General features: G+C 72.0%; 18 protein-coding genes and 1 pseudogene. 9 read left to right on the top strand and 10 right to left on the bottom strand.

Annotated elements, in window-relative coordinates; genetic code table 11:
• Nucleotides 1-57: 57 nt before the first annotated feature.
• The 3 genes from ftsL to mraZ all read right to left on the bottom strand — a co-directional run bounded on the left by ftsL (nucleotide 58) and on the right by mraZ (nucleotide 2,310).
• Complete coding sequence (gene ftsL / locus ABD785_RS40245; RefSeq protein WP_344839920.1) at nucleotides 58-684, bottom strand: cell division protein FtsL; 627 nt, start codon at nucleotides 682-684, stop codon at nucleotides 58-60.
• 4 nt (nucleotides 685-688) lie between these two features.
• The gene (rsmH, locus tag ABD785_RS40250; RefSeq protein WP_425547880.1) at nucleotides 689-1,651 is read right to left on the bottom strand and encodes a 16S rRNA (cytosine(1402)-N(4))-methyltransferase RsmH; all 963 of its coding nucleotides are present in this window, start codon (nucleotides 1,649-1,651) and stop codon (nucleotides 689-691) included.
• Between the two features lie 227 nt (nucleotides 1,652-1,878).
• A complete protein-coding gene (gene mraZ, locus ABD785_RS40255; RefSeq protein WP_344839925.1) occupies nucleotides 1,879-2,310 on the bottom strand; it encodes a division/cell wall cluster transcriptional repressor MraZ in 432 nt (143 codons plus the stop codon).
• A gap of 365 nt (nucleotides 2,311-2,675) precedes the next feature.
• On the opposite strand from mraZ, the gene ABD785_RS40260 reads away from it, so the two are divergent.
• The 8 genes from ABD785_RS40260 to ABD785_RS40295 all read left to right on the top strand — a co-directional run bounded on the left by ABD785_RS40260 (nucleotide 2,676) and on the right by ABD785_RS40295 (nucleotide 12,570).
• Nucleotides 2,676-3,650, top strand: coding sequence for an AAA family ATPase (locus ABD785_RS40260; protein ID WP_425547881.1), 975 nt, complete (start codon nucleotides 2,676-2,678; stop codon nucleotides 3,648-3,650).
• Nucleotides 3,651-3,680: 30 nt separating this feature from the next.
• The gene (locus tag ABD785_RS40265) at nucleotides 3,681-4,916 is read left to right on the top strand and encodes a DUF58 domain-containing protein (RefSeq protein ID WP_344839930.1); all 1,236 of its coding nucleotides are present in this window, start codon (nucleotides 3,681-3,683) and stop codon (nucleotides 4,914-4,916) included.
• A 31-nt stretch (nucleotides 4,917-4,947) separates the two neighbouring features.
• Nucleotides 4,948-7,275: a transglutaminase TgpA family protein gene (locus tag ABD785_RS40270; RefSeq protein WP_344839934.1), complete on the top strand. Its 2,328-nt coding sequence runs from the start codon at nucleotides 4,948-4,950 to the stop codon at nucleotides 7,273-7,275.
• 10 nt (nucleotides 7,276-7,285) lie between these two features.
• Nucleotides 7,286-8,731 (top strand): MocR-like pyridoxine biosynthesis transcription factor PdxR, encoded by a 1,446-nt coding sequence (pdxR, locus tag ABD785_RS40275; protein WP_344839938.1) that lies wholly within the window; start codon nucleotides 7,286-7,288, stop codon nucleotides 8,729-8,731.
• A 110-nt stretch (nucleotides 8,732-8,841) separates the two neighbouring features.
• Nucleotides 8,842-9,621: an ABC transporter permease gene (locus tag ABD785_RS40280; protein ID WP_344839940.1), complete on the top strand. Its 780-nt coding sequence runs from the start codon at nucleotides 8,842-8,844 to the stop codon at nucleotides 9,619-9,621.
• A gap of 37 nt (nucleotides 9,622-9,658) precedes the next feature.
• Entirely contained in the window at nucleotides 9,659-10,699 is a 1,041-nt protein-coding gene (locus tag ABD785_RS40285; protein WP_344839943.1) for a taurine ABC transporter substrate-binding protein, read from the top strand.
• Nucleotides 10,683-11,471, top strand: a complete 789-nt coding sequence (locus tag ABD785_RS40290; protein WP_344839946.1) for an ABC transporter ATP-binding protein — start codon at nucleotides 10,683-10,685, stop codon at nucleotides 11,469-11,471. Before ABD785_RS40285 ends, ABD785_RS40290 begins: the two co-directional genes overlap by 17 nt.
• A gap of 16 nt (nucleotides 11,472-11,487) precedes the next feature.
• The gene (locus tag ABD785_RS40295; protein WP_344839949.1) at nucleotides 11,488-12,570 is read left to right on the top strand and encodes an LLM class flavin-dependent oxidoreductase; all 1,083 of its coding nucleotides are present in this window, start codon (nucleotides 11,488-11,490) and stop codon (nucleotides 12,568-12,570) included.
• Between the two features lie 63 nt (nucleotides 12,571-12,633).
• On the opposite strand, the gene ABD785_RS40300 is transcribed toward ABD785_RS40295, so the two are convergent.
• From ABD785_RS40300 to ABD785_RS40325, 6 genes are all read right to left on the bottom strand, one after another.
• Nucleotides 12,634-13,047: a DUF3040 domain-containing protein gene (locus ABD785_RS40300; protein WP_344839954.1), complete on the bottom strand. Its 414-nt coding sequence runs from the start codon at nucleotides 13,045-13,047 to the stop codon at nucleotides 12,634-12,636.
• A gap of 148 nt (nucleotides 13,048-13,195) precedes the next feature.
• On the bottom strand, nucleotides 13,196-14,470 hold the full coding sequence (locus ABD785_RS40305) for a DNA polymerase IV (protein ID WP_344839957.1): 1,275 nt from the start codon (nucleotides 14,468-14,470) through the stop codon (nucleotides 13,196-13,198).
• Nucleotides 14,470-15,225, bottom strand: a complete 756-nt coding sequence (locus ABD785_RS40310) for a methyltransferase domain-containing protein (protein ID WP_344839960.1) — start codon at nucleotides 15,223-15,225, stop codon at nucleotides 14,470-14,472. Before ABD785_RS40310 ends, ABD785_RS40305 begins: the two co-directional genes overlap by 1 nt.
• A 124-nt stretch (nucleotides 15,226-15,349) precedes the next feature.
• Nucleotides 15,350-15,766 carry a transcription antitermination factor NusB gene (nusB, locus tag ABD785_RS40315; protein WP_425547882.1) on the bottom strand — a complete coding sequence of 139 codons (417 nt, stop codon included), beginning with the start codon at nucleotides 15,764-15,766 and terminating at the stop codon, nucleotides 15,350-15,352.
• A complete protein-coding gene (efp, locus tag ABD785_RS40320) occupies nucleotides 15,766-16,326 on the bottom strand; it encodes an elongation factor P (protein WP_344839962.1) in 561 nt (186 codons plus the stop codon). The genes nusB and efp overlap by 1 nt, the downstream gene beginning before the upstream one ends.
• Before the next feature lie 38 nt (nucleotides 16,327-16,364).
• Nucleotides 16,365-17,429, bottom strand: a complete 1,065-nt coding sequence (locus ABD785_RS40325; protein ID WP_344839964.1) for a M24 family metallopeptidase — start codon at nucleotides 17,427-17,429, stop codon at nucleotides 16,365-16,367.
• A gap of 153 nt (nucleotides 17,430-17,582) precedes the next feature.
• On the opposite strand from ABD785_RS40325, the gene ABD785_RS40330 reads away from it, so the two are divergent.
• The gene (locus ABD785_RS40330) at nucleotides 17,583-19,073 is read left to right on the top strand and encodes a flavin monoamine oxidase family protein (RefSeq protein ID WP_344839968.1); all 1,491 of its coding nucleotides are present in this window, start codon (nucleotides 17,583-17,585) and stop codon (nucleotides 19,071-19,073) included.
• Nucleotides 19,074-19,212: 139 nt separating this feature from the next.
• Here ABD785_RS40330 and ABD785_RS40335 read toward each other — a convergent pair.
• Nucleotides 19,213-19,795: pseudogene (locus ABD785_RS40335) on the bottom strand (fibronectin type III domain-containing protein); the annotation flags it as partial.

Raw genomic sequence — 19,795 nt, forward strand, 5'->3', positions numbered from 1 at the left:
GGCCACGACGGCCCGCCGGGACCTGAGGGCCGCCGCCGGGACTGCGCGGCGGCCGCGTCACGGCGCCCCCGGGGTCGTCGGTGCGGGTGCTCCCGTCCAGCCGGGGATGCCGTCGCCGGGGACGACCGCTCCGGGGACCCCGATGATCCCCGCGGCGGCGGCCGCGGCGGCGGCGGGCGTCGGCACCGGCCGGACGACCGGGCCGCTGACCCTGCCGTCGCTCGGGTCGATGAACGCGGGCTGGGTCGGCTGGACCATGCCCAGGTTGCGGGCCTTCTGCGCGACCTGCGCCGGGGCCGCCTCCCGGACGTTGTTCTCCCGCAGCGCCTGCTGCTGCTGGTCGAGCTTGTGGACGTTGCCCTCCAGCTCGGTCAGCGTGTAGGCGTCGCGCGCCAGCATGGTGTTGAGCAGCAGCAGGCTGACGAGCGCGCCGCCGAGCAGGCTGATGATCAGCAGCACGAAGGGCGCGCGGGGACGCCCGGTGGACCGTGGGGAGACGGTCTTGACCGGGTCGGCCTGCTTCTCCGGCTGCGGCTTCGGCCGGGTCTTCGCCCCGGTCTTCGGTTCCGTCTTCGGTTCCGTCTGCGGCGCGCGCCCGGACGCGCCCTTGCGCCGGGGCTTCTCCTGGGGCGCCGCCGGTGGAGTCCCCCGTGGTGGCGCGCTCCTGCGCTCGATCGTCGTCATCGCCTCAGTCCTCCCGAACCCGAACGGCGGCGCGGAAACGCACCGACGCGGCCCGTGGGTTGGTGGTGATCTCGTCCTCGGACGCCTGCTCGCTCCCCCGGGTGAGCAGACGGAAGCGCGGCTGCATCTCGGGCAGCGGCACGGGGAGTTCCGGCGGGGTGTGGTCGGTCGTGCGGTCGGCCAGGACCCGTTTGGTGATCTTGTCTTCCAGTGACTGGTAGGACAGGACGGCGATCCGGCCGTGGAGCGCCAGCGCCCGCAGGGAGGCGGGCAGGGCCCGTTCCCAGACGGCCAGCTCGGCGTTGACCTCGATGCGCAGCGCCTGGAAGGTCCGCTTGGCCGGGTTGCCGCCGGAGCGGCGGGTCGCGGCCGGGATGGCGGTGCGGACGAGGTCGGCCAGGCGGAGCGTGCCGGTGAAGGGCTCCTTGTCGCGTTCCCTGACGATCGCGGAGACGACCCGCTGGGCGAATCGCTCCTCGCCGTACTCGCGCAGGATCCGCACGAGGTCGCCGGGCGCGTAGGTGTTGACGACGTCGGCCGCTGTGATGCCGCGCGTCTGGTCCATGCGCATGTCGAGGGGGGCGTCATACGAATAAGCGAAGCCGCGGGCGAGCTCGTCGAGCTGCGGCGAGGAGACGCCGAGATCGAAGAGGATCGCGTCGATCCGCGGCACGCCCAGGCGCTCCAGCACTTGCGGCAGCTCGTCGTAGATCGCGTGCACCAGGGTGACCCGGTCGCCGAACCGCTCCAGGCGCCTGCCGGAGCGCGCCAGAGCCGTGGTGTCCCGGTCGAGGCCGATCAGGCGCAGGCCGGGGAAGGCCTCGAGCATGGCTTCGGCGTGCCCGCCCATCCCGAGCGTCCCGTCGACGTAGACCGAGCCCGGCGCCTCCACGGCGGGACCCAGCGTCGACAGGATGCGCTCGAGCAGAACCGGAACGTGTCCGGGCTCAGGCATGCCCATGCTCATAAGAAACTCAACCCCCACTGCTGCCGACCGCTCGCGGTCGATCGGACATTCGGCCTCATATCGGACCCCGATTCTCCGGCATGTGCGGACCGGAACGGGTGCCGATTCGTCACCCGGCCAGGTCCCCAACCGCTTGCCCTTGAGGAAGGGCCACCTGGCACCGGGGAAGCTGTGCCAGCTGGCGGGGAGCGGGTGGAGACCTGGCCGGGCGAAAGAGACCGTGCTCGCTAAAGAATTCCTGGCAGCACCTCCTCGGAGAGGTCGGAGAACGACTCCTCCTCCTGCTCGAGGTAGGACTCCCAGGAGGGGGCGTCCCAGATCTCCAGGCGCGCGTTGGCGCCGATCACGACGCAGTCCCGGTCGAGCGCGGCGTAAGCGCGCAGTGCGGCGGGGATCGTGATCCGGCCGCTCTTGTCGGGGACCTCGTCGGAGGCGCTCGCGAACAGGACGCGGCTGTAGGAGCGGACGGACTTGGCGGTGACGGGCGCCGTGGCCAGCGCATCGGTGATGCGTTCGAACTCTGCCATGGGGAAGACGTACAGGCAGCGTTCCTGGCCTTTCGTGATCACCAGTCCCCCTGACAGTTCGTCCCGGTACTTGGCCGGGAGGAACAGCCGTCCCTTGTCATCAAGGCGCAGCGGATGAGTGCCGAGGAACACGGCTCCACCTCCCCGCGCCGTCGCCTAACAGCTCGAGAAATGCCTGTGGAGATCGGTCCCCCCACGACGCCCCACTGTACTCCACTCCTCCCCACCGTCAACTATGTAAACGCGTGTCACCGAGGACAGAGACCTGCGAAACTCCCAGCTCAGCAAGGGTGGGGCGGAGTGGGGCGCTCTGGCATGACACGGCGTGTCATATCGGCGCCTTGACGCCCTACTGTCGGCAACCTCGACAAACCCGGATAATGCTCCAACGCCCGATGGTCGTCCGTTGGCCATAGATTGGCCCTTGGCGTGGAGTCCTACGGGCGGCCCGCCCGGTTCGAGGCGGGCATCGGGTGACGGGGAAGAGCGGAGATTTCGTGGCAGTGAGCACGCATGGCGAGATCGGACAGCAGGGCTACGGCAGCGTCGCCGGGGTCGCGAACAAGATCAGGGCGGCCATCGAGTCGGTCATCGAGGGCAAGCCCGAGGCCGTCCGCCTCGCGCTGACCGTGATGCTGGCCGAGGGCCACCTGCTGATCGAGGACGTTCCCGGTGTCGGCAAGACCATGCTCGCCAAGGCCCTGGCGAAGTCCGTCGACGGTTCGGTGCGGCGGGTCCAGTTCACCCCCGACCTCCTGCCCAGCGACATCACCGGAGTGAGCGCCTACAACCAGGAGCGGCGCGAGTTCGAGTTCATGCCCGGACCGGTCTTCGCGAACATCCTGGTCGGCGACGAGATCAACCGCGCCTCCCCCAAGACCCAGTCGGCCCTCCTGGAGTGCATGGAGGAGCGCCAGGTCACCGTCGACGGCACGACCTACCCGCTCGAGCCGCCGTTCATGGTCATCGCCACCCAGAACCCGATCGAGATGGAGGGGACCTATCCGCTGCCCGAGGCGCAGCGCGACCGGTTCACCGCCCGGATCTCGATGGGCTACCCGAGCCCGCAGTCCGAGCTGGAGATGCTCGACGTGCACGGCCGGGTCTCCCCGCTGGACAACCTGTCCCCCGTCGCGACCGTCGCGGACGTGCGGCGGCTGGTCGAGACCGTCCGGCAGGTGCACGTGGCCGCCGGGGTCAAGCAGTACGCCATCGACCTGGTCAACGCCACCCGCAACCATCCCGACCTGCGGCTGGGCGCCTCCCCCCGGGCGACCCTGCAGCTCATCAGGGCCGGCCGGGCGCGGGCCGCGCTGGAGGAGCGCGAGTACGTGCTCCCCGACGATCTCCAGGCCCTGGCCGTCCCGGTCCTGGGCCACCGCCTCCTGCCCACCGCCGAGGCGCAGGTCGAGCGCCGCCGTCCCGAGCAGGTCGTCACGGAGATCGTCTCGCGCCTGCCCGTCCGGGGGTAGCGGCGTGCGGACACCGGAGGGGGGCGCGTGATGAAGGTCGCGCTGGGGGCGCTGACCACCCGGGGCAGGAGTTTCGTCGCGGCCGGGCTGACGGCCGTGGCCTGCGCGTTCCTGCTCGGGGAGCAGGATCTGCTGCGGGCCGGGATGCTGATCCTCGTGCTGCCGCTGCTGGCGACGTTCGCGGTGTCCAGGACGCGTTACCGGCTGGCGTGTGCGCGCCGGCTCGGGCCGTCCCGGCTGCCGGTGGGCCACGAGGCCCGGGCCGAGCTGCGGCTGGAGAACGTCTCCCGGCTGCCGACCGGGCTGCTGCTGGTCGAGGACCGGGTGCCCTACACCCTCGGCGGGCGGGCCCGGTTCGTGCTCGACCGGATCGAGCCGGTGGGGGCGCGGGAACTGTCCTACCGGCTGCGGTCGGACGTGCGGGGACGGTTCAAGGTCGGGCCGCTGACGGTCCGGCTGGCCGACCCGTTCGGCCTCGTCGAGCTGGCCAGGTCGTTCAGCCTCACCGACACCCTGACCGTCACTCCGCAGGTCGTCCAGCTTCCGGCGGGCCGGGTGCTCGGCGCGTGGAGCGGCGACGGGGAGTCGCGGGCCCGCACGGTCTCCACCGCGGGCGAGGACGACGTGGCGCCCCGCGAGTACCGCAGGGGCGACGATCTGCGCCGGGTCCACTGGCGCTCCACCGCCCGGTACGGCGAGCTGATGGTGCGCCGCGAGGAGCAGCAGTGGCAGAGCCGGGCGACGATCTTCCTGGACACGCGGCGGAGCGCGCACTGGGGCGAGGGCCCCGGCTCCTCGTTCGAGCAGGCCGTCAGCGTCGCCGCCTCGATCGGGGTGCACCTGGCCGAGGAGGGCCTGTCGCTGCGGTTCGTCACCGACACCGGTGAGCACGCCGAGGTGACCTCCGCGCCGGGGGCCGCCGCGGGCGGGGAGCTCCTGGACGCCCTCGCGGTGATCACACATTCGCGGGCCTCGACGCTGGTGCCGGGGCTCGGGGCCGTCCGGGGCTCGGGCGGGCGCGACTCCGAGGGCCTGATCGTCGCGATCTTCGGTGTGCTCTCTCCGGCGGAGGCCAGGAGCGTGGCCTCGGCGCGGCGGGGCACCGCCACCGGCGTGGCCGTCGTGGTCGACCCGTCGGACTCCGGGACGTCCGCCGAGGGCGCGGCGTTCCTGCGCGGATCGGGCTGGCGGGTGCTCCGGCTGGCCTCCATCGGCGACCTTCCGGCCGCCTGGGCGGGCGTCCATCAGGGCGTCCTGGCCGAATAGCACGGACGCAGCGGACACAAGGAGAAGGCCGATGAGTACCCGACCGGGGCTGACCGCGATGGCGGCGGCCGCCACGCTGCTCGGCTCGATCAGCCTGTACCCCCTGTTCAAGGGGGCGGCGTGGGTCGCCCCCGGCATCGGGGCGATCCTCGTGGTCTCGGGGGCGGGGATGCTGGTGCGGCGCTACCGGCTGCCCGCGGCGCTCAACCTGGTGGGCGCGCTCGCGGCGCTCAACCTCTACCTGACCGCGGTCTACACCGGCGGCCAGGCGATCCTGCTGTTCATCCCGGGTCCCGAGTCGCTGCGGCGCATGATCGACCTGCTGCGGGAGGGCTGGGACACCGCCGAGACGTTCGCGGCCCCGCTGCCCGACGGCGAGGGCGTACGGCTGATGTCGACCCTCGGCATCGGGATCACCGCGGCGGTCGTCGACCTGATCGCGGTGCGGCTGCGGCGGGCGGCCCCCGCCGGGCTGCCGCTGCTGGCGATGTACAGCGTGCCGGCGGCCGTCCGGGTGGAGAGCGTGAGCTGGCTGGCGTTCGCCGCGGGCGCGGGCGGGTATCTGGCGCTGCTGGTCGCCGACGCCCGCGACCAGGTGACGAGCTGGGGCCGGCCGGTCTTCACGCGGCGGTGGAACGAGACCGAGACCGGCGAGCGGGCCGACGCGCGGCCGATGACGTCGGCCGGGCGCCGGGTCGGGCTGGCCGCGATCGGCATCGCGGTCCTCATCCCCGCCGTGCTGCCGGGGATCACCTCCAAGGGCATGTTCGGGCTCGGCGGCCACGGCCCCGGAGACTCCCAGACGATCACCACGGCGGATCCGCTCGTGGACCTCAAGCGGCGGCTGGTCGAGCTGAAGGACGAGGAGGTCCTCACCTACAAGACGACCGCCCAGCGCCCGGAGTACCTGCGCCGCTACTCCCTGGACAAGTTCGACGGCAACCGCTGGACCTACTCCCCCCTGGTCACCCCCAACTCCTCGAAGATCAAGGACGGGAGCATCCCGTTGCCGATCGGCCAGGTGACGGTCCGCAGCGTCGAGGTCACCACGGAGGTCTCGGTCAGCGGCAAGGTCAAGGACATGGACTTCCTGCCCGTGCCCTACGCACCGTCGCGGCTGGAGATCTCCGGCGGCGACTGGCGGGCCGACGACGCCTCCCTGATGCTGTTCTCGACGAACGCGCAGGCGGGCGGCAAGACCTACAAGGTCGTCAGCGACCTGGCCCAGCCGACGCCCCAGGAGCTCGAGCTGGCGGGCACCGCCGACACCACCGGTTACCTGGACGTCCCCGACACCGTCCCGGCCGAGGTCGTGCGCCTGGCCAGGCAGATCACCAAGGGCCGGCAGACGCCGTACAAGAAGGCGATGGCGCTCCAGACCTACTTCCTGAAGAACTTCACCTACTCGCTGGTCCCGGACCCGCCCTCCCGCATGTCGAACCTCCAGGCGTTCCTGAAGGACCGGCGGGGCTACTGCGAGCAGTTCGCCGCGACGATGGCGCTCATGGCCCGGATGGTCGACATCCCCGCCCGGGTGGCCGTCGGGTTCGCGCCCGGCACGCCGCTGGGCGGCAACCGGTACTCGGTCAAGCAGAAGGACTCCCACGCCTGGCCCGAGCTGTTCTTCCCCGGTTCCGGCTGGGTCCGGTTCGAGCCGACCCCCGGCGGGCCCGGGGCCCCTTCCTCGGTGGGCGTCCCGCCGTGGGCGACGCCGCAGGCCAGGCAGGGCGCCACCCCGGAACCCTCGGCGAGCGCCGCTCCGCTGCCGAGCACGGGTCCCGACGCGGGCGCCACCCCCTCGGGCGGCCCCGACGACCCGCGCAATCGCTTCGACAAGGAGACCGGCCTGCCGCTGGACCAGAAGAAGCACGACGGGCCGCCCGTCGGCTGGATCCTGGGCGTCCTGGCGGTCCTGCTCCTGGCGGCCGTCCCCTTCCTGCTCAGCGAGGGGGCCCGCAGGTACCGCTGGTCGCGGGTCTCCGATCCGTCGTCCGCGGCGCGAGCGGCCTGGTCGCAGCTGCGCGCCGACGCCCTCGATCACGGGCTGCCCTGGTCGGCGGCCGAGACGCCGCGGTCGGTCCAGAAGAAGCTGGCCGACGGCGTCCCGGCGGCGTCGGTGCCGCTGGCGCGGATCGCCCACGCCCAGGAGCTGGCGCGCTACGCCCGTCCCGGGCATCCGGTTCCGGGTGACCCGCGGACCCTGCACGACGACAACAGGGCCGTCCGGACCGCCCTGTCGGCCTCGGCCGACCGGAAGACCCGGCTGCGCGCCCGTGTCCTGCCGCCCAGCGCGATGGACGCCCTGAAGCGCGCCACCGAGAAGACCTTCGACGCCGTCGAGGGCTTCCGCAGGCGATGAGGTCCTGAGGGTGCTGGTCCTCGATCCGGACTCCGCCGAGCCCCTCTACCGGCAGGTGCGGCGGGCGCTGGAGCTGTCGATCGCCGACGGCGGGTTCCGGGGCGGGCGGCTGCCGTCCTCGCGGGAGCTGGCGGCCGAGCTCGGGGTCTCGCGCAACACGGTCGGCCTGGCCTACCAGGAGCTCGTCGCGGACGGGGTGGTGATCGCCCAGCCGCGGTCGGGGTTCGTGGTGAACGCCGAGCTCACGGCCCGCCGCCCCGCCCCCGACCACGGCGGCGCGGAGCCCCGGTGGCTGGAGCGGCTGGTGCCGCCGCCGGGGGTGGGGGCGCTGCCGCACATCCGCAAGCCCGCCGACTGGGACGGCTACCCCTATCCGTTCCTGACCGGGCATCTTCCGGCCGGGTCGTTCCCCGAGCGGGCGTGGCTGCACTGCCTGCGCGAGGCGCTGCGGCCCGAGCACCGGCGGCACAGCCTCCAGGACGCCATCGACGCCGACGATCCGCTGCTGGTGGAGGCCGTCTGCCGGGAGATCCTGCCGCGCCGGGGCGTCGCGGCCGCCCCGGACCGGGTGCTGATCACCCTGGGCTCCCAGCAGGGCCTGCACCTGGTGGCCTCGGCGCTGGTGACACAGGGCTCGCCGGTCGCGGTGGAGAATCCCGGCTACCCCGACGCCCGTCACATCCTGGCCAGGGCGGGCGCCCGGCTGGTCGCGGCGGACGTCGACGCCGAGGGGCTGGTCCTGGACGGCCGGGTGCTCGCCGCCGACATGATCGTCACCACGCCCACGCACCACTACCCGTCCAACGTGACCATGAGCGGGCGGCGGCGCCAGCGGCTGGTGGCGGCGGCGCGCGAGCGCGGAATCGTCGTGGTGGAGGACGACTACGACAGCGAGCTGCGCTATGTCGGACGGGCCTCCCCCGCGCTGGCCTCCCTCGACCCCGGCGCCGTCGTGCACCTGGGCAGCTTCTCCAAGTTCCTCTCCCCCGGGCTGCGCCTGGGCTTCGTCGCCGGGCCGCCCGCGCTGATCGAGCACCTGCGCGACCTGCGCCGCTACATGGTCCGCCATCCACCGGGCCACCAGCAGCGGGCGCTGGCCCTGCTGATCGCCTCGGGCGACTACCGCAAGGGGGTCCGTCAGCTCCGCCGCGACCTGCGGCTGCGCTGGGACCTGACCGCGACGGCCGTCGCCCGGCATCTGCCCGCCTGGACGGTCCAGCCGCGTTCCGGCGGGGTCAGCCTGTGGATCGGCGCCCCCGGCGGGCTGGACACCCGGGTCCTGGCGGAGCGGCTGCGACCGCGTGGGGTGCTGATCGAGCCGGGCGGCACGTTCTTCCTGCCCGCCGGCGGCGCGGAGCCGCCACAGAACTGGATCAAGCTGGGCTTCGGCGCGATGGATCCCGCCCGGATCGACGAGGGCGTGGCCCGGATCGCCGCTGAATCGGCGCTCATGTAACAGCTGGCACCGTCGGATCGTCACCAACTGGCCCTTTCCCTGGAACCAGATCGCCCCTATCCTTCTTTTCAGACTTGTTAGGTTGGTTTTGTAGAGAAAGAGGTCCGGGCGTGGTGCGTTCCCTGGCGCTGAGAGCGGGCGCGGTGGCGACGCTGCTGGCCGTGTGGTGGGCGGTGGCCGCCTCCCACCTGTGGCCGGAGGTGTTCGTGCCGGCGCCCTCCTCGGTCTGGCACCAGCTCGTCACGACCTCGACCGTCCACGACGGGCAGCGCGGATACAGCGGGCACATGCTTTACGAGCACCTCGGGACGAGCCTGCGCCGCATCCTGCTCGGCAGCCTCTACGGCGTGGCGGGCGGGATCGTGCTCGGGCTGCTGATCGGGCTCGTGCCGACCCTGCGGACCCTGCTCAACCCGCTCGTCACCTTCGTCCGGACGCTGCCGCCGCTGGCCTACTTCAGCCTGCTCATCATCTGGTTCGGCATCGACGAGTCACCCAAGATCATCCTGCTGTTCGTCGCGGCGATGCCGCCGGTGGCCGTCGCGACCGCCGAGGCCATCCGGGGCGTCCACGAGGACTACGCCTTCGCCGCCCGCTCGCTCGGCGCCCGCCGCTGGCAGGTGCCCGTGTGGATCGTCCTGCCGTCGGCCATGCCGGAGATCATCACCGGGATCCGGGTGGCCGTCGGGGTCGCGTACACGACCGTCGTCGCCGCCGAGACCGTCAACGGCGTGCCCGGCATCGGCGGCATGATCCGCGACGCCCAGCGCTACAACCAGACCGACGTGGTCGTGCTCGGGCTCCTCGTCATCGGGGCGTCCGGCCTGGTCATCGACGGTCTCCTCCAGCTCGCCGAACGCCGTCTCGCGCCCTGGCGCGGGAAGGCATGACCCCCTCCCCTCCCCTCGCACAAGGAAGAACACCCCTATGAAGACACGTCTCGTCCCGGCGCTCGCGGCCCTCGTGCTGGCGCTCGCCGCCTGCTCCTCGGGCACCGGAGCCGCCAAGGACACCGGCGCGGGCAACGCCGACGGCAGCCCCGAGGAGCTGCGGATCGGCTACCAGCTCATCCCCAACGGCGATCTGATCGTCAAGGACCAGAAGTGGCTGGAGCAGGCCCTCCCCGACACCAAGATCACCTGGTCGAAGTTCGACTCGGGAGGCGACGTCAACACCGCGATCATCGCCGGCTCGGTCGACATCGGCCTGGCCGGCAGCAGCCCGGTCACCCGCGGCCTGTCCGCGCCGCTGAACATCGCCTACAAGGTGCCGTGGATCTTCGACGTCATCGGTGAGAACGAGGCGCTGGTGGCCAAGTCCGCCGGGTCGATCGCCGATCTCAAGGGCAAGAAGATCGCCACCCCGTTCTCCTCGACCTCGCACTACAGCCTGCTGGCCGCCCTCCAGGACGCCGGGCTCAAGGAGTCCGACGTGAAGATCATCGACCTGGAGCCGCAGGACATCCAGGCCGCCTGGACCCGCGGCGACATCGACGCCGCCTACGTCTGGACGCCCGTCCTCGGCGAGCTGGAGAAGACCGGCAAGACCCTGATCAGCAGCAAGGACCTCGCCGCCAAGGGCAAGGTCACCGCCGACCTCGCCGTCGTGCGGACCGCGTTCGCCGACAAGTACCCCAAGGCGCTGAGCGTCTGGCTCCAGCAGCAGGACCGCGCGATCAAGCTGGTCCGCAGCGACAAGGACGCCGCCGCCGCGGCCGTCGGACGCCAGCTCAACCTCGACCCGGCCGAGGCCGCCCGGCAGATCGGCCAGCTCGTCCTGCTCGACGGCAAGGAGCAGCAGAGCGCGGCCTACCTCGGCACCCCCGCGGCCCCAGGTGACCTGGCGAAGAACCTGCACAGCGCCGCGGAGTTCCTGAAGTCCCAGCAGAAGATCGACGCGGTGCCCGAGCTGAGCGCCTTCCAGCAGGGCCTGGCCGTCAAGGAACTGAGCGATGCCTTCACGGGCTGAACCGGCGGTCCGCGACACCGCGGCCGTCGCGCTGCGCGGCGTCTCCCTCGCCTATGGCAGGGGGGCCCGCGCGGTCCAGGCGCTGTCCGGCATCGACGCCTCCTTCGCGCCCGGGGCGTTCGTGACGCTCGTCGGGCCGTCGGGATGCGGCAAGAGCACCCTGCTCAGGCTGGTCGCGGGGTTCGCGGCGCCGACCGGGGGGACCGTCTCCACCGGCGGATCCCCGGTGCGGGGCCCGGGGCCCGACCGGGGCGTGGTGTTCCAGCAGCCCCGGCTCTTCCCCTGGATGAGCGTGCGCGGCAACGTCGAGTTCGGGCCGCGCATGGCCGGGCTCGGCAAGGCCGCCCGCCGGGCCCGCGCCGACGAGCTCCTGGAGCTGGTCGGCCTCGGGGACGCCGCCGGCCGCCGCCCCTACGAGCTGTCGGGCGGGATGCAGCAGCGGGCCGCGATCGCCCGCGCCCTGGCCCCCGACCCGTCGATCCTGCTCATGGACGAGCCGTTCGCCGCGCTCGACGCCCTCACGCGGGAGCGGCTCCAGGAGGAACTGCGCCGGATCTGGCAGACCACGGGCAAGACCGTCCTGTTCGTGACGCACAGCGTCGACGAGGCCGTCTACCTGGGCACCCGGATCGTGGTGCTCAGCAAGCGGCCGGGCCGGATCGTCCTGGACGTCCCGTCCGAGCTCCCGCACGGCGCGGACCCGCGGACCGACCCCGGCCACCAGACCCTGCGCGAGACCATCGCCGCCGCCGTCCGTGAGGCGGCGGCCTGACCCTTCGAGGTGATTCATGCGTTTCCACTGGTTCCTCCCCACCACCGGGGACGGCCACGACGTCCGCACCGCCATCACCACCACCGACGCACACCGCCCGTCGGCCCGTGCCGGAAACGTCCGCTACCTGGGGCAGATCGCCAGGGCCGCCGAGGACTCCGGCTTCCACGGCGCGCTGACCCCGGTGGGCGCTGGCTGCCCCGACCCCTGGATCGTCTGCTCGGCCCTCACCCAGCACACCGAGCGGCTCCGCCTGCTGGTGGCCTTCCGCCCCGGGTTCACCCTGCCGACCCTGCTCGCCCAGCAGGCCCAGGCGTTCCAGGAGATCTCCGGCGGCCGGTTGCTGCTCAATGTCGTCACCGGAGGCGACCCCGTCGAGCAGCGCTCCTACGGCGACTTCCTCGACCACGACGCCCGCTACTCCCGCACCGCCGAGTTCCTGGACGTGCTGCGGCGAAGCTGGCGGGGCGTCCCCTTCGACCACAGCGGCGAGCACTACCGGATCGAGAGCGGCGGGCTGGCCGAGCCGCTGGAGACCCCGCCGGAGATCTACTTCGGCGGGGCCTCCGGGGCGGCCCAGCGGGTGGCGGCCCGCCATGTCGACGTCGCCCTGACCTGGGGCGAGCCGCCCGCGGCCGTCGGGGCGCGGCTGGAGGGCCTGCGCGCGCTCGCGGCGGCCGAGGGCAGGACCCTGCGGTTCGGGCTGCGGCTGCACGTGATCGCCCGCGACACCTCCGCCGAGGCCTGGACCGAGGCCGGCCGCCTGCTGGCGGGGATGGACCCGGCCCGGATCGCCGCCGCCCAGCGGCGCTTCGCCCGCTTCGACTCCGTCGCCCAGCGCCGGATGGTCGACCTGCACGGCGGCTCCACCCGTGACCTGGAGATCTCACCCGGACTGTGGGCGGGCGTCGGCCTGGTCCGCGAGGGCGCCGGCACCGCCCTGGTCGGCTCCTACGACGAGGTCGTCACCCTGTTGCGCGAGTACGCCGCGCTCGGCATCGACGAGTTCATCCTGTCGGGCTGGCCGCACCTGGAGGAGGCCTACCGGATCGGCGAGCACGTCCTGCCGCGGCTGGCGCTCGCGGGCGTCCCGGCCTGACCCCCTGAGGACAGCGAAGGCCCCCGGACGGCGATCACGCCGGCCGGGGGCCTTCTCAGGTCGTTACTGCTCTTCGCTCCGCTTGCGCCAGCGCTCTTCGAGACGGCCCATGAGGCCGCCGCCCGAGGAGGACTGGCGGCGGGACGCGCGGGAGCCGCGCCCGGTGGTGCCGGCGTCGTACTCACCGCCGACCCCGGTCATGCGCTTCCAGCTGGTGATGGCCCAGAAGGCGCTGGCGACCATGAGCAGGAAGCCCGTGACGCTGATCGCCACCGTCAGGGCTCCCTTGTTGACGACGAGACCGGCCATCAGGACACCGATACCGACGATCAGGCCGAGAGCGGCCTTGGTGATCTGACGCTTGAAATGCGTCTGCGGATTCGTGGTCCGGACGGCATGCGCGAACTTCGGATCTTCCGCGTAAAGCGCATGCTCGATCTGGTCGAGCAGACGTTGCTCGTGCTCAGAGAGCGGCACGGTGCCTCCCAACGACTGCCCCGTTGTTCCGCTGCCGGACGGGGACCTGGCTTTCGATATGCCCAGAATACGAGTCAGGACGACCAGAGTGAAGAAAACGTCGACCTCGGAAGCACCGGCAGTTCATCGCGAGCGCCCCTCCCGTTCCTCACACGTCCGTGTCGCCACCCCTGACCCGCCTTTCACCGCTGTCTCCACCCGCCGGTCTGAGCAGGGCCGCCGGGCGGATCGCCCCACGGCCGAACCGGCGAGCCGCTTCGTCGATGGCCTGTTCGGCCTCCCGCCAGCCGTTCTCCTGGGAATCCAGGGAGAGCTGGAGAGGTGCCTCGGCGGCGTCCACGAGATTCTCCACGCGCACACCGACCAAACGGAGTGGTACCCGCTTCAGGCCGGACGCCTCGTACAGATCGCGTGCTGTGATGTAGATCACACGAGACAGACCGGTCGGTTCGCCTAGGGTCCGCGACCGGGTGATCGTCGTGAAATCCGCCTTACGTAGCTTGACGCTCACCGTTCGTCCTATGTTCCCACTGGATCGGAGCCTCTGTCCGACTTTTTCCGCCAGGCGCAACAGCTCGCGGTCGATCAGCTCCGGATCGTGGACGTCGACCTCGAAGGTCTCCTCCGCGCCGATGCTCTTGTCCGGGGTGTGCGGCGTGACCCGGCGGGGGTCGCGCCCCCAGGCGAGGTTGTGCAGATGCTCGCCGGAGGCGTTGCCGACCACGGTCTTCAGGGTCTCGAGCGGCACCCCCGCCAGGTCGCCGACGGTCCGCACCCCGAACCTGGCGAGCTGCTCCTCGGTGCGCTCCCCCACGCCCCACAGGGCGGCGACGGGCAGCGGGTGCAGGAAGCCGAGGACGCCGTCGGCCGGGACGACCATCATCCCGTCGGGCTTGCACCGGGTGGAGGCGAGCTTGGCGAGGAACTTGGTCGGCGCGACCCCGACCGAGCAGGTGACCCCCAGCTCACGCCGGACCCGCTCCCTGATCGCCTCCGCGATCACCGCGGGGCGCCCCATCAGCTTGATCGCCCCGGCGACGCCCAGGAACGCCTCGTCGAGGGCGAGCGGCTCCACCAGCGGGGTGACGTCGCGGAAGATCTCCATGACCTTCGCGGAGACCTCCGCGTACCTCTCGTGCCGCGGCGGCAGCACGACGGCCTGGGGGCACATGCGGCGCGCCCTGCTCATCGGCATCGCCGAGTGCACCCCGTACCGGCGGGCCTCGTAGGAGGCGGCCGCGACGACCGCCCGGTCCCCCAGCCCGCCGACCAGGACGGGGCGCCCGCGCAGTTCGGGCCGTTCCAGCAGCTCGACGCTCACGAAGAAGGCGTCCATGTCCACGTGCAGGACGTGGCAGCCGGTGTCGTCGGCCTGCGGGCCCCGCTGCGGGCCCGGCCGGTGCAGCTGCTGTTTGCGCGACATCAGAGCGGCCGGTGCGCGCTCAGGTGGAGGCGGGTGGCGAGCTCGCGCAGGACGGGGTGGCCGGCCGCGGCGGCCTCCAGCGAGCGCAGCGCCTCGGCGGCCTGCGGGTCGGAGTCGATCAGGCCGGCCGGGACGAGGTCGGCGAAGACCCGCACCCCGGTGATCCCGATCCCCTCGAGCCCGGCGTTGACGGCCAGGGTGTGGAGGGAGCCGTGGCCGAAGCGGTGCGGCACGGGGTCGTGGTCGCCCCAGCGGCCGTCCGGGCGGGTGAGCGCCCGCTGTGCGTCCTCGAAGTGCCCGGACGCCGCCCGGTGCAGGACCGCCGCCAGCGCCCCCGCCACGAGAACGCTCAGGGTTCCGCCGGGCCGCAGCACCGCGACCAGCGCCCGCAGCGCCGCGGCCGGATCCTCGACGTACTCCAGCACGCTGTGGCAGAGCACGAGGTCGGCCGACTCGCCGTCGAGCACCGACATCAGATCGTGGGCGTCGGCCTGGTGGCCGACGACGATGACGCCGGCCTCGTCGGCCCGGCGTTCCAGCGCCGCGAGCGCGTCGGGATTGGGGTCGACCACCGTCACCCGGTGCCCGAGCTCGGCCAGGGGCACGGCGAAGTGCCCCGTTCCGCCGCCCACGTCGATCACGTCCAGGGGCCCCTGGTCCAGCACCGGGCGCAGGGCGTCCCACACCCCGGCGGTGCGCACCCCGGCCGACCTGCGGCCACCGCCCCTGCGCACCTCATCCTCCGCGAGAGTCATGCCCTCACACTAACCACGCCCCCCGACACTCCCTGCCCGGAAGGGGCAGGTAGCGGCGGTCGAGACGGCGGAGAAACGGCGGAGGCCCGGCCGAAACGGCCGGGCCTCCGCTCACGCGCGCAGCTCACAGCGTGAGCGTGGACTTGACCCCCTGGAGCTTCGACAGCAGCCCGTTGACGAACTTCGGGGACTCCTCGGTGGAGAAGTCCGTCGCCAGGGCGACCGCCTCGGAGATCGCGACGCCGTCGGGGACGTCGTCGGCCCACAGGAGCTCGAAGGCCCCCATGCGCAGGACGATCAGGTCGACGGCGGGCATCCGGTCGAGGGTCCAGCCGACGGCGTAGGTCGCCAGCAGGTCGTCGATCCGCTCGCGGTGGGCGTCGACGCCCTCGATGATCCTGACCGCGTGGGCGTGCTCGGCCAGCTCCTCGCCCTGCGGCTTGCCGCGGCGCAGCAGCACCTCGGCGGGAGAGGAGTCGCGCTGCCAGGCCTCGAAGAGGATCTCGAAGGCGTGGCGGCGCGCTTTGGACCGTGCTGCCATCAGGCGCGGCCGAGGTAGGCGCCGTCGCGGGTGTCGACCTTGATCTTCTCGCCGGTCGTGATGAACAGCGGGACCTTGATCTCGGCGCCGGTCTCCAGGGTGGCGGGCTTGGTGCCGCCGGTGGAGCGGTCGCCCTGCAGGCCCGGGTCGGTGTGCGCGACGGTGATCTCGACGGTCACCGGGAGCTCGACGTAGAGGATCTCGCTGTCGTGCATCGCCAGCATGGCCTGCCCGTTGTCGAGCAGGAAGTTGGCGGCGTCGCCGAGCGCGGCCGGGGAGACGTGGATCATCTCGTAGGACTCGGAGTCCATGAAGACGTAGTCGTCGCCGTCCTTGTAGGAGAAGGTGAAGTCGCGCTTGTCGACGGTCGCCGTCTCGACCTTGGTGCCCGCGTTGAAGGTCTTGTCGACGACCTTCCCCGACTTCACGTGCTTGATCTTGGTGCGGACGAAGGCGGGGCCCTTGCCCGGCTTGACGTGCTGGAACTCCACCACGGACCAGAGCTCGCCACTGTCGAGCTTCAGGACCATGCCGTTCTTCAGTTCGTTCGTCGTCGCCACTATCGTCCGTCTTTCCTGTCCTCGGCCGCCCGTCCCGGCTACAGGACGAGCAGCTCCTTCGTGGTCTGGGTGAGAAGTTCCGGACCTGAGTCTCGGACCACCAGCGTGTCCTCGATCCGGACCCCACCGCGGCCCGCCAGGTACACCCCGGGCTCCGCGGTCAGGGGAACTCGATCTCTCAGTTTACCGGCCGTGGAGTGCCCGAGGAGCGGAGCCTCGTGGATCTCGAGGCCCACACCGTGCCCGAGGCCGTGCGGGAAGTCGCCGGCATGGCCCGCGGCGCTGATCAGATCGCGCGCCGCGGCGTCCACGTCGCGCGTGTCGGCGCCGGGCACCGCGGCCCTCCACCCGGCCTCCTGGGCCGTGGCGACCAGGTCATAGAGCTCCTTCTGCCAGGTCGCGACGGTGCCGACGGCCACGGTCCTGGTCATGTCGGCGTGGTAGCCGCCGACGAGCGCGCCGAAGTCCATCGTGACCAGATCGCCGTCCGCGACGGCCCGGCCGCCGGGCTCGTGGTGCGGGATCGCGCCGTTCGGGCCGCTCGCGACGATCGTCTCGAAGGCGATCCCGTCGGCACCCAGGTCGATCATGTGCCGTTCCAGGACGACCGCGACCTCCTTCTCGGTCACCCCGGGAACGATCGTGGGGAGGACGGCGGCGAAGGCGCGGTCGGTGATCTCGCAGGCCCGCCGCAGGAGCGCGATCTCGGACTCGTCCTTCACCATCCGCAGATCCTCGACCACCCGGCCGAGCGGCACGCCCTCGCGCCCGTCGAACAGCCCGGCGTGCTGCTCGACGGTCATCTCGTGCGCCTCGAACGCCACCGGTCCCGCGGTCCGGTCCAGCAGCACCGCGGCGACGGCCCGGTCGATGACGATCTCGATGCCGGAGCAGACCCGGGCGGCCGTCCCTGCGTACCGGCCGTCAGTGGCCAGGACCGCGCCGCCGTCCGCGCGGACCAGCAGGGCGGCGTTGGAGGAGGCGAGCCCGGTCAGGTAGCGGACGTTGACCGGCCGGGTGATCAGTGCCGCGTCCGTCCCGAGCCGTCCGGCGAGGGCCTCCCGGCGCCGCTGGTGGACCTCTTCGGAGATCTGCTCTGCCATGAGGCGACCCTATGCCCCTACCGGTCAACGGCATGAAAAGTCCAGTGGCCAACATGAAACACCTTCGGATCGGCCTTGATCGTCGGAGCGGCCTTCCCCTACGTTGATCCGCGAACCCTTCGCGCATCCCCCCGCATGTAAGGACCCCTTCTTTTGCCGAATCTCAGCCGCCGCCGCATGCTGGGCGGGTCCGCGGTCGCCGCGGGCGCCGCCCTCGCGACCGCGACCGTCTCCTCCTCTTCCCCCGCCCAGGCCGCCCCCGGCGATCCCGCTCTCACCGCCGACGTCGTGATCGTCGGCGGTGGCCTGTCCGGCCTCACCGCCGCCCGCGACCTGGTCGGGGGCGGCAAGTCCGTGATCGTCCTCGAGGCGCGCGACCGCGCCGGCGGCCGCGTCTACGGCATGCCGCTGGGCGACGGCACGACCAGCGAGGGCGGCGCCGAGTTCATCGGCCCCACCCAGGACCGGATCGCGGCCCTGGCCACGAGCCTCGGCGTGCAGACCTTCCCGACCTACAACACGGGCAAGAACGTCTACTACCGCAACGGCAAGCGCTCGCTGTACGCCACCGACGGCCTGCTCGGCGCGGTCCCGCCGGACTGGGGCATCCTCGACCTCGAGATCGCGATGCTGCGCATCGGCGACATGGCCAAGAAGATCACCCCGGGCACCCCGTGGACGGCCGCCGAGGCCGAGGAATGGGACTCCCAGACCGTCCACACCTGGTCCCGGGGCGCGACGATCAGCAACGGCGCCCGCTTCCTCCTGGACGCCTTCATCTCCTCGACGCTGTCCTGCCGGTCCAAGGACGTCTCGATGCTCTACGTCCTCAACTACGTGGCGTCGGCGGGCAACGAGACCAACCCGGGCAACATCGACCGTCTCATCAACACCAAGGCCGGCGGCCAGGAGTCCCGCTTCGTCGGCGGCTCGCAGGAGGTGCCGCTCCGCCTCGCCGCCCAGCTCGGCGACCGGATCAAGTACAACGCCCCGGTGCGCAGGATCGTGCAGGAGAACGGCGGCGTCCGGGTCGAGGCCGACGGCGTCAACGTCAGCGCCAAGCGCGTCGTGGTCGCGATGTCGCCCGCCATCGCGAACAAGATCGAGTTCCTGCCGGGCCTGCCCGCGAGCCGCGCCCAGCTCATGCAGCGCTTCCCGATGGGCTCGGTGGCCAAGTTCGTCGCCGTCTACGACACCCCGTTCTGGCGGGCCGAGGGCCTGACCGGCCAGGCGCTGGCCGACTCCGGCGCCATCGACGCCACCTTCGACAACAGCCCCCCGGACGGCTCCCGCGGCATCCTGATGGGCTTCATCAACCAGACCAACATCCGCAGGCTCGACGGCAAGTCCCCCGCCGAGGTCACCGCGGCCGGCCTGGACTCCTTCACCAAGATGTTCGGCACGAAGGCCTCGACCCCGCTGCGGACGGCGTTCCAGCGCTGGGACAACGAGACCTGGTCGGGCGGCGGGCCCGTCGGCTACACCGCCCCGGGCGTCCTGACCGAGTTCGGCCCGGCGCTGCGCGAGCCGTGCGGCCTCGTCCACTGGGCGGGCACCGAGACCTCCACCTACTGGACGGGCTACATGGACGGCGCGGTCCGTTCCGGCGAGCGGGTCGCCCAGGAGCTGCTGCCCCTGCTGTGACCCGGCGAAGCGCGGGAAAAGACGGCCGTCACCGGAGCCACCCGGGAACGGCCGTCTTTTCGCTTGGTGAGAGCGGGAACGGGTGGTCCTTGAAACCTCGACCCATTCAACGAGAGGCACCCCCGTCCCCGCTCCCGGCTCAGTTGTTCGGCTTGAGCACGGCGTCGATCGTGTTGCCGGGGCCCGCCACGAACGGGTTGACGAACAGGGTCAGCAGACCGCAGTTCTCGACCGAGGGGATGGTGTAGCTGCCCGCGATGGGCCCGCCGTTGAGCGGGTTGAACGGGGCCACCGTGGACTTGAGGTTGATCTCGGTGGGCTTGGTCGTCCTGCAGGTGTCGCCGCCGGCGATCGGGATGCCCAGCAGTTTGATCGAGGGCAGCTTGATGTACATGTTCGACTTGGAGGTCAGCACTCCGTCGGCGAGGCGGCCGGTGGTGTCACCGACCTGCTCGAACGCCACGTCGGTGGTGCCGGGCAGGAAGCCGAGCAGCTTGATGTCGGCGACGGTCGGGTCGAGCGTGAGCTTGGCCGTGTAGTCCTTCGTCGACAGGTTGAGCTTGGCGTCGATGCCGCCCTTCAGCGGGGTGACGCCGTTGGGGGCCTTGATGAGGCTCGTCCCGGTCAGCGCGAACTTGTAGTTCACGATGTTCGAGGGAGGGGTGGGGGTCGGCGTGGGCGTCGGGGTCGGCGTGGGGGTGGGCGTCGGCGTCGGGGTCGGT

The organism is Actinocorallia longicatena (assembly GCF_039534125.1).
GTDB lineage: Bacteria > Actinomycetota > Actinomycetes > Streptosporangiales > Streptosporangiaceae > Actinocorallia > Actinocorallia longicatena.